Source organism: Veillonellales bacterium (genome assembly GCA_039680175.1).
Lineage (GTDB): Bacteria > Bacillota > Negativicutes > JAAYSF01 > JAAYSF01 > JBDKTO01.
The window spans coordinates 14,315-28,020 of sequence record JBDKTO010000066.1 but is presented as its reverse complement, the minus strand read 5'-3'; the positions used below and the strand labels follow the sequence as shown (position 1 = coordinate 28,020).

Below are 13,706 nucleotides of genomic sequence, written 5' to 3'. Positions count from 1 at the left end.
ATGGAACATAGAAATATGTTCCATTTTTGTTTTTTATGTCTGAAAGCAGCAAAAAAGTTCTGGTAAAGGAGTTTAAGGCAATGCCAAAATCTTTGGAAGTGGTCATCCTCGGCAAATCTCTGCTAGTGGCCGGGCTGGCGGCCAGACTGAAAGATAGCAGCGCGTTTCGGGTTACCTATGTGGAATTGCCGATAGCGGCCACGCTGGCCGCGTTGGCGATTATTGTTCCCGACGTAGTCATTTTTGATATGCAGGATGCCGATGACGCCAGTGTCGGCTCGCTGCTCTTTCGGTTTCCCGGCATGAAACTGATCGGCCTGGAAGGGCCCGAAGCCTCGCTGGTTGTTATCAGCAGCGAACTGAAGCTGAAGAATATGGAGGACTTGACACAAGCCATAACAGGAGCAATGGGCTGAGAGCAATTAGCTAAAGTGAATAGCACGCGGCTGAAGATAGTGAACAGCCAATAGCAGGGACTTATATAGCTTACATTTCACCCCAAAAGTATATTGAAAAAGGAGAAATCAATGCTTAACAACTTTGCACAGCACAAAAAACGAATTCTCACCGGTTTAACGCTGCTATCCATGGCAGCCTGCCCGGTTTATGCCGCAGTGCAGCCGGATGCCGGCATCGTACTGGGGGGGAACAAACAGCCGGTTCTGCAGCAGCCGGTGCATGAGACACCGCAAATTACCGTCGAAGGTCAGAAAGCGGCGGCAGAAAACGGTGGCGGTCAAAGAATTGCCGTAAGCAGCTTTCGGATTACCGGGGCGCTGCCGCCGGTACCACAGGAAGAACTGTTAGCGCTGGTAGCCAGCGAGGCGGGCAGGGAACTGACTCTGACGGATCTCAATAACCTTGCCGCTAAAATCACCCAGCACCTTCGCCAACAGGGCTATCTGGTGGCTAATGGTTATATCCCGGCTCAGGCCGTAAAAGACGGCGTTGTCGAAATCGCCGTCATCATCGGCCGGTACGGCAAAATCGACATCCAGAATCACTCCGGCCTGAAAACCGCTGTGGCAGTAAACTTTTTGAGCGGCCTCAACAGCGGCGACTATGTCCAGAAGGACAAGCTTGACCGGACACTGCTCTTTCTGAATGACCTGAGCGGCGTCAGCGTCAAAGCGACGTTAGTCCCCGGCGTGGACGCCGGCACCTCCGATCTTGTCGTCGCCATCACCGATACCGCGAAAATAAACGGCCAGACTTACGCCGACAACTGGGGCAACTGTTATACTGGCAAGAACCGGCTCGGGGTTTCCCTGAATATCAATGACTTTTCCGGTCGCGGCGACCTCCTGAATGTAGGCGGCGTGTACGCCGGCAGCGGGATGTACAACTACAGCACCGATTATCTGATCCCCACCGGCGGCGAGGGAGCCAAATTCGGCGTAGGCTATTCACAGATGCATTACCTGCTGGGCAATACCTTTGCCCCCCTGGGGGCCAGCGGCGTGTCGAAGACCACCAGCCTCTATGAAACCTTTGCCCTCAAGCGTTCCCGGGATTTCAACCTGAACGCCAGAGTGGAATACGATAACAAATTGCTAAAGGATCAAATTGACCGAAACGCTTCCGACAACCGAAAACGAGCCGAGGTGTGGGTATTCGGCCTAAGCGGCGACAGCCGGGACAACTTTGGCGGCGGCGGAGTCAACAGCTTCAGCCTGACTTATGAAAAAGGTGATCTCAGCCTTGATTCGGGCGACGCCGTCGCCAGCGACGCCAATGCCAAGGCCGGCGGCAGCTTCGGCAAAACCGAAATGACCGGAAGGCGGCTCCAGTACATCAATGACCGATTAACCCTGTATGCTTCTTTTACCGGCCAACTGTCCGATAAAAACCTGGACTCTTCGGAAAAACTGCAGCTTGGCGGCCCCACCGGCGTACGGGCCTATCCGGTCGGTGAAGCCTCTTGCGACGAAGGCTATCTCTTTACCGGAGAATTCCGCTGGAATCTGCCAAAGCCCAACTTCCAACTGGCTGCCTTTTACGATAACGGCAAAGCCCGGATCAATAAAAATTCCTGGGCCGGAGCGGGGGAGAATAAACGCGTCCTGGCCGGCGCCGGGCTCGGCCTCATCTGGAACAGCCCGGACGGCTATGCTGTGCGTCTCGATTACGCCTGGAAGATTACCACCGACAATCCGGCAGCCTCGGCTCCCGACGACAACGGGCGCGTCTGGCTGCAAACGATAAAATATTTTTAAACCATCCTTATTGTCATCGCGAGGAGCGATAGCGACGCGGCGATCTCCGGTGCTGCGCCTTAGGTCAGAGGGATTGCCGCACTCCGCTTCGCTGCGTTCGCAATGACAAATCCTCGTTACCCATAGCACGTAAAAGTTAAGATAGACAAGGAGGAAGGCACAATGAAAATACAACGAAAATGGCGTCGATCTTGGCAGCGGGGCAAACCCCACTGGGCGATATACCGGCCAGCTAAGCAGAAAAAGCGGGCAGTGAAAAATAACGTCATCCAAATGGCATCCCGGGTTGCCAAAAGGCTGCTGCCGCCGGTAGCGGCGGCAAGTATCCTGTTCTCCACGATGACAGGGGCGTACGCAAGTCCCCAGGGCGGACAAGTCGTGTCCGGTGCGGGTAGCATCGCCCAAAAGGGAAATACCACCAACATTACCCAGACTACCGACAAAATGGGCATCAACTGGCAAAGCTTCAACATCGCGGCCAATGAAAAGGTGAACTTCTATCAGCCGGGAGCCAGTTCCGTTGCCCTTAACCGGGTTCTCGGCAACAACGCTTCCAGCATCTACGGCCAATTGAACGCCAACGGCAAAGTCTTTCTTATCAACCCCAACGGCGTATTATTCGCTAAAGGCGCCCAGGTCAATGTCGGCGGCCTAGTGGCATCGACACTGAGCCTGAGTGATAAAGACTTTCAAACCGGAAAATACAACTTCACCGGCAATGGCGGCTCGGTCGTCAACCAGGGAACCATCACGGCGACTGACGGCGGTTCTGTAGCTCTCTTGGGCGGACAAGTCTCCAATCAGGGCGTTATCGTCGCCAATAAAGGCACAGTCGCTTTAGGCACGGGCAATGCTGTCACTTTGGATATGGACGGCGACGGCATGTTGAGTCTCGCTGTCAACCAGTCGGCGGTCAACGCCCTGGCAGAAAATAAAAACCTCATGGAAGCCGACGGCGGCAAAGTCATCATGACCGCGAGAGCAGCCGATATTTTAGCCGCAACGGCGGTTAACAACAGCGGCGTCGTCCGGGCCAAAAGCATCAACGCGAAAAACGGCGTCATTTTGTTAGACGGCGGCGATAACGGCACAGTACAGGTCAGCGGTACGCTGGACGCCTCCGGCAAAGCAAGCGGCCAGACCGGCGGAACGATTAAAATCCTGGGCAACAATATCAGCGTCGCCAATGCTGCGCTTGACGCTTCTGGCGACCAGGGCGGCGGTACGATCCTGGTCGGCGGCAACTACCAGGGCAGCGGCACCGAGCAGCATGCGGCAACGACCACGATAGCAGCGGATGTCGCACTCAAGGCCGATGCCGTTACCAGCGGCAGCGGCGGCAAGGTCGTCGTTTGGGCCGATAAAACTACGGATTTTAACGGCGCGATAACGGGCAAAGGTGGTAGCGAAAACGGTAACGGCGGAAAGGTAGAAACCTCGGGTAAACATTTGACCGTCGGCAGTACGGCCAGGGTAACTACTACGGCTGCAAAAGGCATGAGCGGCAATTGGCTACTCGACCCTGCCAATTTTACTATTACCAGTGGCAGTGGTGCACAAACCGACAGTGGCATTGGCGCCGATACCTTGGCTGCCAATCTCGGCGGGAGTAATATTGGTATTTCAACAGCTACGATAGGCAGCGAGGCTGGCGATATCAATGTTAATGCTGCGGTAAGCTGGTCGGCTAATACTAAGCTGACACTGTCCGCTGCCAACAATATCAATGTTAGTGCCAACATTACCGCCAGCGGCGATAACGCTGGTATGGTCCTGACCTATGGTTCCGGTGGGAAATACAGCTTGGGCAGCGGCGCGAAAATCACTCTGTCGGGAAACAGTCCTACTCTGAGTATCGGCGGTCAAATCTATACCGTTCTCAATGCTAACAATTACAAAAGCCAACTTCCATCATTAACCCTTGGCGGCCAGTATGCGTTGGGCTGCGACGTCGACGCAAGTGCAACCAATCAAGCCATGTCGCCAATCGGTACCAGCACGTCCGCCTTTACCGGCATCTTCGACGGCCTCGGCCACACCGTAAGCAAGCTTACCATTAGCGGCGGGACTAGTAGCAATATTGGTCTGTTTGGCTACACCGGCAGTACGGCGGTTATTCGCAACATCAGCTTGACAAACGTCAACATCACCGGTAGCGGTAGCAGCGTAGGCGCTCTGGTGGGTTATAACAATGGTACCATAGAAAATTGTAATAGCGCAGGAACGGTAAGCGGCACGAAAAATGTCGGCGGGCTGGTAGGGGATAATTACGGCACGATCACCGCTTCCACCAGTGCTGTGTCGGTAACGGTGAGCACCAACGGAAAATCAATGGGAGGCCTGGCGGGCGCCAACGAAGATAGCAAAGCCAGCATTTCCGACTCCAGCAGCAGCGGAACGGTGATCAGAACAAGCCAGTCGAGTAAATATGTATACACCGGCGGCCTGGTAGGCTATAACTCGGCAAAGATTGCTAACTCTTTCAGTTCCTCTACGGTAGAATCCAGCACAAATTATACCGGCGGGTTGGTGGGATATAACACCGGCGGCCAAATCACCGGTAGCTGGAGCACGGGAAATATTATCGGCACAAATTATGTTGGCGGGCTAGTGGGGAATAATGACTCAGGCACCATCAGCGTTTGCTATAGTACGGGAACTGTTAAAGGCGTGTCGTGGGTCGGCGGCCTAGTAGGTTATAATAAGAGTACTATCAGTGGCAGTTGGCACAAAACTGGCTCGGTGACGTCGAGCAATAGTTATATCGGCGGATTAGTTGGCTGGAACGCTGCTTTGATCGAAGACAGCTACAACGATAGTGCCGTGACGATGACCGGCACCAGCGACCAAATTTACGTTGGCGGTTTAATCGGCTATAATACGGGTACGGTTACCGGTGCAGATAAGGACAAAAGTTACAGCTCTGGTTCGGTGACGTCAAACGGAGGAACCGTCGGCGGTTTAATCGGTTATAATAATAGCCTCGGTGCCGTTTCTGGTTACCACAGCACGGGAAGCGTCAGCGGTGGTGCGGCTTATGTCGGCGGGCTGATCGGTTATAACACCAGTACGATCAGCGGCTGCTATAACACCAGTGATGTGAAGTCAACCGGGAGTTATACCGGTGGGCTCATTGGCTATAACACCGGAACGGTTAAGGATACCAGCTATAGCACCGGTTTGGTGTCGTCAACCGCAGGCAATGTTGGCGGTTTAATTGGCTATAACACGGGTGCCGTTTCCGACAGCTACAGTACGGGAAGCGTAACAGGCGGCGGAAATAACATCGGCGGGTTGATCGGTTATAACACCGCTGCGATCACTAGCTGCTACAGCAGTGGTAATGTAACGTTGCCTGACTACATTGAATCCATCGATTACTGGGTGAAAGGTGAGAATGTCGGCGGCCTTGTGGGCAGCAATAACGGCGGTAGCATCACAAACTGCTACGCTACGGGCACGGTGCTTTCCAAGGCTTTTGTTCAAGATTCCAGCGGTTGCTATTACGCCATCGTTGGCGGGCTGGTGGGGTACAATTGGGGAAATGTCAACGATTCTTACAGTACCGGTACGGTAACCAGCGAGTCCAATGGGATGTATACAGGTGGTTTGCTCGGCGAGCACAACGGCGGCACGGTTTCACACTGCTATCATACTACCGGCAAGGTAACCAGTCGGGCTGATCACGTTGGGGGCTTGATCGGTGGGATAACTACGAATGGTGCTGTCCAGTATTGCTATAATACCGCCGACGTGGCAGGAGTATACCAAGTTGGCGGGCTGGCCGGGTTTAGCCAAGGCAGCCTTCAATATAGCTATAATACCGGCAAAGTAACTGGCGATGAATATGTAGGTGGATTGGTTGGCGAAAATATAGGCTTTAACAAGCCTAGCCAAGGCCTTATCCAGTATTGTTATACTACCGGCACGGTACATGGGGGGAATTACGCTTACTATGTAGGCGGATTGGTCGGTCATAATAATTATGGCGGAGTTATCAATCAATGCTACAATGTCGGTTCAATCAGCGTCAATTCGAGATATCCTTCCGCCCCTCAGAGCAACATGGTCGGCGGTCTTGTTGGCGACAATGAAAATTCCCAGGGCGATTCCAGAACCAGTAAGGTTACAAGCTGCTACTGGAGTACTGATAATAATTCCGGCCTTAGCGCCATTGGCGTGAATGGTGATAGCCATACCCTTGTCTCCGGTGTAGGCGGGCTGACTTTGACTCAAATGGAGCAAAGTACCAATTATTCCTCCGACTGGAAGATTGCGACGGTTGGCGGCGATATCAGTGCGATCTGGCGCATCTACGACGGCTACAGCTATCCGTTGCTGAGAGATTTTCTTAAGCCATTAACGGTGACGGCGGAGAGCTGCTCTAAGCTCTATGACGGCATTGCCGTTACCACCGGTCCAGCAAACTATTCTCTGGATCGCACTGTTGACACCTCGCTGCTGGGAACAGGCAAAGTCTATGGTAACGGCAACGAAAAAAATGCCGGCACGTATTATATTAACCTATACTCCACAGACAATCAGGGTTACGATATCAGCTATTCCGGAGCAGCGCTGACCATCAGCAAGGTGGCTTTGACCGTAACCGGCAGCACGGCAGCTGATAAAACCTATAACGGTACTGTGGATGCGGCAATTACCGTAGGCAGCCTATCCGGCTTTGTCGGAAGTGAAACCGTCAGCGCTATGGCAACGGGTGTATTCGACAGCCAGAATGCAGGCAGCCGGACGGCAACCGCGAGTTATACCTTAGCCGATGGAACAAACGGGGGACTTGCATCAAACTACAGTCTGGCAGATACCGCCGGACTTACTGCTACAATTGGCAAAAAAGCCTTAACCGTAACCGGTAGCACGGCAGCTGATAAAACCTATAATGGTACTGTGGATGCGGCAATTACCGTAGGCAGCCTATCCGGCTTTGTCGGAAGTGAAACCGTCAGCGCCACGGCAACCGGTGTATTCGACAGCCAGAATGCAGGCAGCCGAACGGCAACCGCGAGTTATACCTTAGCCGATGGAGAAAACGGGGGACTTGCATCAAACTACAGTCTGGCAGATACCGCAGGCCTTACTGCCACAATTGGCAAAAAGGCCTTGACCGTAACCGGTAGCACGGCAGCCGATAAAACCTATAACGGCACTGCGGATGCGGCAATTACCGTAGGCAGCCTATCCGGCTTTGTCGGAAGTGAAACCGTCAGCGCCACGGCAACCGGTGTATTCGACAGCCAGAATGCAGGCAGCCGCACGGCAACCGCAAGTTATACCTTAGCCGATGGAACAAACGGGGGACTTGCATCAAACTACAGTCTGGCAGATACCGCAGGCCTTACTGCTACAATAGCGGCTAAGACAGTCAGCCTTTTCGCCGGTAAAACCTATGATGGTACGACCGATCTGACAGGCAAGGTAGCGATTATAACCGGAGTGGGCAGCGAGACCTTAACGTATAGAGGAGCAGCAGCAAGCAGCAAAAATGTAGTCGACAATGGCAGCAATTATATAAGTGCGATCACCTTGCAGAATGCCAGCGACGGCTCCGGCGGCCTGGCAGCAAATTATCAACTGCCAGCCCTGGACAGCGCGAATGCGGCAGTAACAATTGGCAAAAAGGACTTGGCTGTAACCGGCAGCACGGCCGCCGATAAAACCTATGACGGCACTGCCAATGCAGTCATTGCTGTAGGCAGCCTATCCGGTTTTGTCAGCGGTGAAACCGTTAGTGCTACGGCAACCGGTGTATTCGACAGCAAAAATGCAGGCAGCCGGACGGCAACCGCGAGTTATACCTTAGCCGACGGAACAAACGGGGGACTTGCATCAAACTACAGCCTGGCAGATACCACAGGACTTACAGCTACAATTGGCAAAAAGGCCTTGACTGTAACCGGCAGCACGGCAGCTGATAAAACCTATGACGGCACTTCCAGTGCGGTAATTACCGTAGGCAGCCTATCCGGCCTTGTCGGAGGTGAAACCGTCAGCGCTACGGCCACCGGTGCATTCGACAGCCAGAATGCAGGAGATAACCAGAAAGTGTTGGTAGTTTACATCTTATCGAATGGAATAAATGGTGGTCTTGCTTCGAACTACAGTCTCGACGATGCTTCGGTTACGGCTAATATCATCAAGAAGACATTGACTATGACCGGGATTACGGTAGCAAATAAGGTGTATGACGGCATGGTAACAGCGACAGTAATGGGTTATGGTTTAAGCGGCTTTGTCGGCACTGAAACGGTAACAGTCAACGGTACAGGCACTTTTGAAGATAAAAACGCAGGCATAAATAAAATCGTTAACATTACTGGAATTACCTTGTCTAATGGTGCAAATGGAGGCTTGGCAAGTAACTATGGTGTATCGCCTACTGCTACAGCGTATGCTAATATTGGAAAACGCGATTTGGCAGTGACGGCAGCCGGTCAAAATAAAGTCTACGACGGTACAGTAGGTGCTACTGTTACCTATGGAGATAACCGGGTGGCCGGAGATGTGCTTTTCATTGGCGGAACGGGATCTTTCGGCGATAAAAACGTGGGAACCGGCAAGACGGTTACTATAAGCGGCATTACCATCAGCGGAGACGACAGCAGCAACTACACCTATAACACGACCGCGCCAACCACGGCCGATATCACGCCCCGCAGCCTGACCATCACGGCAGCGGCCAATACCAAGACCTACGACGGCACCACGAGTGCGGCGGCTACGCCAGCTATTACCAGCGGCGGCAGTTTGCAGACGGGCGACAGCTTTACCAGCCTGACGGAAACCTATGACAATAAAAATTCCGGCAGCAATAAAACATTGACACCGGCAGCCGTGATTAATGACGGCAACAACGGCAGCAACTACAATGTAACCTATGTCAACAGCATGACAGGGGCGATCGATAAGGCGGCGATAACTCCCAGCCTCGTCGGCACGGTCAGCAAAACCTATGACGGCAATAAAACCGCTGTCTTACATACCTCTAACTACCAATTGGACGGCGTAGTGGCCGGAGACAGCGTAAGTCTTGACAATACGGCAGCGGGACAATACAATGACGAAACTGCCGGTAAAAACAAATTAGTGACGGCAGACGGCATTGCCCTGACCGGAGCAGATGCGGGCAATTATACGTTATCCACCAATCAGCCGGCGGCAGCTATCGGTGAGATTATCCAGCAGAATACTTCGCAGCAGATAGACCAGGTTAAACCGAAACCGATCGTTGATACTACGCCCCAGGGGACCGGACCGGTTACTCAGCCTGTACCGGTTTCAATTAGTATCGATACTTCCGCTCAGCAAGGCGGTACTTCTGGCAGTGTGGCGCCGTCTCAAAATACGGCAGCAGGTACAGGAAGCACGCAGACAACGACTAGCGGCACCTCGACCAATGGGGGTGCAACTGCAGGCAGCAGTCAACCAGCCGGCAGAAGCAGCACAAGCAGTACAGCTAATGCTGCTGCCGGAAACGCCGCGCTATCGCCTACCGTTCGGACAGCAGCGCCAGCCTCAACCATTACTGCCAGTATCGAAGGGAATACGCGGAGCTATTCTGTCGGTACAACCGGGAATACCTTCACGATTTCAGCTTTCGGCGGCAGCAATAGCGGCACAACAGCAATGACTGCTCCTGCCAAGAATATAGTAGTAACTACTGTCGGCGCAGGCGCTTCTCAGACGGCTGAAATCTTTAGTTTAACGCAGGGCAATGGTACGGTCTCATTGACGTCCAATCCTTCTCCTGCCGCTGCTTTGCCGGAACCTAAGACAAACAATTCTTCCGTCAGCAGTTTTACAATTACCAGTGCTTCCGGTACTGTTGCCGAATTCAGCGTCACTTATACCGACGGAGCTTTGAGTATTAAACCCCTTAATAAGTCGGCTGCGGCTATGACTGCCGACAACGGAGGCGACGGCAGAAAGCTGCTCATCGGCATGGGAGTGTTGACGGTACAGGAAAAATTGGGCGTCAGTGTGAACAATATAGAATCAGTATATATCCATACTGATTCTCCGGAATAAAGCAAAACCTAAACGAAGCCGCCTGACGGTTTGAAATTAAACCGGCAGGCGGGATATAATAAGGAAGATAAGTTATGAACCGGGAAATGAGACAGTCTTGTTCAAAAACACCATGGCTTTAGATGGACAGGATAAACCGAGGAAGTATTAAAGAAGATTATCGGTAAGCAGGCAAAGAATAAAAGGTTATATTTTACTAAATTTAAAGTCGCCCTATCTTGGCCGCTGGCTGGGGCAGGGAATTTTTATTTTTTAAGGTCAAAAGTATGGTATAATATATTATGTTAATATAAAATCTTAACAGTAACGTTGGAGGCGAAGATAGCTGCAGCGGTAAATAACGAAAAGAGGCAAACGGCAATGGTTCATCCATCATTAAATGAATTGTTAAGTAAGGTTGATAATAAATATATCCTTGCTGTTTTAGGGGCTAAACGTGCGAGAGAAATAGTCGATGGCAGCAAACCTTTGGTAGACTGCAAGTCATCAAAGCCAGTTACCATAGCATTGGAGGAAATCGCTCAAGAGGAAACAACTTTTCAACAGAAAAAGAATGGTATTTAAGTAGACTAATTTCAGAAATCTGCCGCTCATCCTTCGGGGTGGGCGGTTTTTTAGAATATGCCAAGCATGGCGCTTGCTTATTGGTGAAATCCGATACGAGGATATGACGGCGCAGACTTGACAAGCGGTTTGGCAGCCTTTAATATTATATATGAACATATAATCATATAAGATAATGTAGCGCTTGTGCGGATACCACGGCAGGCAGCAGGGGGACGATACGGCTGCGATAGCCGTACGGTGCAAGGATTCAGAAATAACGCAACGATTGAGGTGACGTATGAAAGAGTTATTATGTGATATGTGCGAGGAGAAGTGCGAGCATCCCGCGATGATATGCCGCGCTAAAGCCGAACTGCTGCCGGAAAATACGGTGCAGCAGCTGGCGGAAACGTTTAAGATTTTAGGCGATGGTACCCGGATTAAAATATTACAGCTCTTAGTTAACCAGGAGATGTGTGTGTGCGATATTGCCGCAGCACTTTCTATGGGGCAATCGGCAATTTCCCATCAGCTCCGCGTGTTGCGCAGTGCCAGGCTGGTCAAATTCCGGAAGGATGGGAAAGAAGCCTGGTATTCATTGGACGATGACCATGTGGTGGATTTGATGCACCAGGGTTTGGAGCATATCAGCCATGAGTAGAACAACGGTGGCGTAAAGGGGGAAGGGTAAGTGAGCGGGCATGAGCACCAGCATGAACATAGTACGGATGAATTTAATATCACCCGCGAGCTCGTTTTAATCGGCGTGGCGCTGGTTTTATTGGTAGCGGGGTCAATTTTTCGGGAGGCCTTGCATGCCACGCCCTATTTCGTCGGCGAGTATGCGGTTTTTTTGCTGGCTTACGGAATTAGCGGCTGGAATGTGGTAGCCAGTGCGGTGCGCAATGTCGGTAAGGGGACATTCCTGGATGAAAACTTTTTAATGACGGTCGCTACGGCGGGGGCTTTTTTGCTGCAGGAGATGCCGGAGGCTGTGAGTGTCATGGTGTTTTTCAAGGTAGGAGAGTTTTTGCAGGATTTGGCGGTGGAGCGTTCACGCCGGTCCATTGTGGCTGTGCTGGAATTGCGACCGGAGTATGCCAATCTGAAGCAAGGGGAGACGGTTAACAAAGTGTCTCCGGACACGGTGCAGGTTGGGAACGTCATTGTCATCAACCCCGGTGAGCAGGTACCGCTGGACGGCGACATTATTTCCGGACAATCTCTGGTGAATACGGCGGCGTTAACCGGCGAGCCGGTGCCCCGCCAGGTCGGTACCGGCTCGCCGGTGCTGGCCGGCATGGTAAACCAGACAGGTGTGCTGACCGTCCGGGTCACCAAGCCGGTGGGGGAATCGGCGATTGCGAGGGTCATTCAGCTGGTGGAGCAATCCAGCAGCTTAAAATCCCGTACCGAAAAATTTATCACGAAATTTGCCGCGTACTATACACCGGTTGTCGTGCTGGCAGCGGCAGGGGTGGCTCTTCTGCCGCCGCTGATCTGGCTGGGAGAGGCTTTTGCCGACTGGCTGCAGCGGGCGCTGATTCTGCTGGTTATTTCCTGTCCGTGCGGTTTGGTAATCAGTATTCCTCTCGGCTATTTCGGTGGTGTGGGGGGAGCCGCCCAACGGGGCATTATGGTGAAAGGATCGACGTATCTGGATAGTTTGGCGGCCACCCGGACAGTTGTTTTTGATAAAACAGGCACTCTGACACAAGGCGTGTTTAAAGTGACAGGGGTTTATCCGCAACACGGCTTTGCCGCAGAGGAGCTGCTTCACCTGACGGCACTGGCTGAAGTGCATTCCAGCCATCCTATTGCCCAGTCCATCAGGGAGGCCTATGGGCAAGCAGTGGACAGTTTTCTGCTGACCGACTATGAGGAAGTCGCCGGGTGCGGGGTACGGGCCAAGGTCGGCTCGCAGACAGTGCTTGCCGGCAATGAACGGCTGCTGCTGCGGGAGAATATTAAGGTCACGCCGGTAGAGGAAGCCGGTACGGTGGTGTATCTGGCAATTGACAACGTGTATGCCGGGTATCTGGTCATTGCCGACGAATTGAAAGAAGATGCGCTGTCAGTCATTCCGCTGCTTAAGCTGGCCGGAGTAAGACGTGTCGGCATGTTGTCAGGTGACCGGGAACCGGTAGTGCAGACTGCGGCTTGTAAATTAGGAATGGATTTTTACCGGGCGGCGCTGCTGCCGGAACAAAAAGTAAGGGCGGTAGAAGAACTGCTGCAGCAGGCGGCAAAGGATGAGAAGATCGCTTTTGTGGGAGACGGCATTAATGATGCGCCAGTGATCGCCCGGGCCGATGTAGGTATCGCCATGGGGGGGTTAGGCTCCGACGCGGCGGTGGAAACGGCCGATGTGGTGATTATGTCCGATGCGCCGTCGAAAGTGGCCGAGGCCATCGGCATTGGCCGCAAGACCAGACGGATCGTCTGGCAGAACGTGATATTCGCTTTAGGGGTAAAAGGAGTGTTTATTGTACTGGGCATCGCCGGTGCCGCCACGATGTGGGAGGCGGTATTTGCCGATGTGGGGGTGGCTCTGCTGGCGGTGCTGAATGCCGGCCGTATTTTACGGTAGAAAGCGCCATAACGATAAATCCGTTTAAGAAGATGTTACTATTTAACCGGAACTCTCAACGTTTGACCGGGATAAACCTTAGCGTTGTTATCTAATTTATTTATTCGCCTAATCTCAAAAACGACTTCCCTAATATCGTCTTTGGGTGTTGTATATTTAGCAGCAATCTGCCAAACGGTATCTCCCGGATTTACGTAAACCGTTTCATATGTAGTGGTATCAACAAAAGCCCGTGAAATAGCTAAGGGCGTGACGGTTAATACAACAAGAACTAGAGACAATACAAGCGTTATTTTTCTCATCATGACAGC

General features: G+C 52.4%; 7 protein-coding genes. 6 read left to right on the top strand and 1 reads right to left on the bottom strand.

Annotated features, from left to right (window positions below; translation table 11 throughout):
- Positions 1 to 80 precede the first annotated feature (80 nt).
- From ABFC84_10190 to ABFC84_10165, 6 genes are all read left to right on the top strand, one after another.
- Positions 81 to 416 carry a hypothetical protein gene (locus tag ABFC84_10190; GenBank protein MEN6413107.1) on the top strand — a complete coding sequence of 112 codons (336 nt, stop codon included), beginning with the start codon at positions 81 to 83 and terminating at the stop codon, positions 414 to 416.
- Between the two features lie 111 nt (positions 417 to 527).
- Positions 528 to 2,216 (top strand): ShlB/FhaC/HecB family hemolysin secretion/activation protein, encoded by a 1,689-nt coding sequence (locus ABFC84_10185; protein MEN6413106.1) that lies wholly within the window; start codon positions 528 to 530, stop codon positions 2,214 to 2,216.
- Positions 2,217 to 2,378: 162 nt separating this feature from the next.
- Positions 2,379 to 10,259 (top strand): YDG domain-containing protein, encoded by a 7,881-nt coding sequence (locus tag ABFC84_10180; GenBank protein MEN6413105.1) that lies wholly within the window; start codon positions 2,379 to 2,381, stop codon positions 10,257 to 10,259.
- Between the two features lie 360 nt (positions 10,260 to 10,619).
- Positions 10,620 to 10,823 (top strand): DNA-directed RNA polymerase subunit omega, encoded by a 204-nt coding sequence (gene rpoZ, locus ABFC84_10175; GenBank protein ID MEN6413104.1) that lies wholly within the window; start codon positions 10,620 to 10,622, stop codon positions 10,821 to 10,823.
- Between the two features lie 331 nt (positions 10,824 to 11,154).
- Positions 11,155 to 11,466 carry a metalloregulator ArsR/SmtB family transcription factor gene (locus ABFC84_10170; GenBank protein MEN6413103.1) on the top strand — a complete coding sequence of 104 codons (312 nt, stop codon included), beginning with the start codon at positions 11,155 to 11,157 and terminating at the stop codon, positions 11,464 to 11,466.
- Between the two features lie 30 nt (positions 11,467 to 11,496).
- Positions 11,497 to 13,395, top strand: a complete 1,899-nt coding sequence (locus ABFC84_10165) for a heavy metal translocating P-type ATPase (GenBank protein ID MEN6413102.1) — start codon at positions 11,497 to 11,499, stop codon at positions 13,393 to 13,395.
- Positions 13,396 to 13,433: 38 nt separating this feature from the next.
- Here ABFC84_10165 and ABFC84_10160 read toward each other — a convergent pair whose 3' ends face one another.
- Positions 13,434 to 13,700 (bottom strand): LysM domain-containing protein, encoded by a 267-nt coding sequence (locus ABFC84_10160; GenBank protein MEN6413101.1) that lies wholly within the window; start codon positions 13,698 to 13,700, stop codon positions 13,434 to 13,436.
- Between the last annotated feature and the right edge of the window lie 6 nt (positions 13,701 to 13,706).

Excerpts from the sequence above, each read along its gene's own strand:
- ABFC84_10185 (MEN6413106.1), top strand. The coding sequence starts at position 528 with ATGCTTAACAACTTTGCACAGCACAAAAAACGAATTCTCACCGGTTTA.
- ABFC84_10180 (MEN6413105.1), top strand. The coding sequence starts at position 2,379 with ATGAAAATACAACGAAAATGGCGTCGATCTTGGCAGCGGGGCAAACCC.
- rpoZ (MEN6413104.1), top strand. The coding sequence starts at position 10,620 with ATGGTTCATCCATCATTAAATGAATTGTTAAGTAAGGTTGATAATAAA.
- ABFC84_10190 (MEN6413107.1), top strand. The coding sequence starts at position 81 with ATGCCAAAATCTTTGGAAGTGGTCATCCTCGGCAAATCTCTGCTAGTG.
- ABFC84_10160 (MEN6413101.1), bottom strand. The coding sequence starts at position 13,700 with ATGATGAGAAAAATAACGCTTGTATTGTCTCTAGTTCTTGTTGTATTA.
- ABFC84_10170 (MEN6413103.1), top strand. The coding sequence starts at position 11,155 with ATGATATGCCGCGCTAAAGCCGAACTGCTGCCGGAAAATACGGTGCAG.